Annotated in this window: 1 protein-coding gene; it reads right to left on the bottom strand. The window is 62.4% G+C overall.

Annotated features, from left to right (window positions below):
- Positions 1–449 (bottom strand): sensor histidine kinase (locus tag CBF90_RS16380; protein ID WP_242435706.1); only part of this gene is annotated, 449 nt, incomplete at both ends.

The raw sequence follows: 449 nt of genomic DNA, 5'->3' as shown, positions 1-449 counted from the left end.
AGACAACATAGAGGCCAAGCCCCGTGCCTTTGCCGCGCGCTTTTGTGGTAAAGAACGGTTCGAAGAGGTGCGCTCGGACGTCGGCGCTCAGGCCGATCCCATCGTCCTCCACCGAGAGGACCACGTAGCGCCCCGGCTTGATCAATCCGGTGTCTACCTGCAAGGCCTCGTCGATATGCAGGTGGTCCACGTTCACGCGCACATGGCCTTTCCCGTCAGGCAGCGCCTGCCAGGCGTTGGTGCACAGGTTGATCACCACCTGCTGGATCTCGGATGGAAGGATGCGCGCGCACAGATCCTCACCATCCAACTCGGCACTGAGCCTCACGGTGGTCGGCAATGAGGCCTTCAGCAAGCTGACACTTTCGCGCGTGAGCGCCTTCACGGGCTGCTTGTCCGTATCTCCGTGTGACGAACGGCTGTAGGCCAGGATGCGCCCGGTCAGGTCC

It is taken from the genome of Microbacterium sp. AISO3 (assembly GCF_002204305.1).
Classification (GTDB): Bacteria; Actinomycetota; Actinomycetes; order Actinomycetales; family Microbacteriaceae; genus Microbacterium; species Microbacterium arborescens.
Note: the sequence above shows the minus strand (reverse complement) of the source record. Positions and strands in the feature narration are given on the sequence as shown.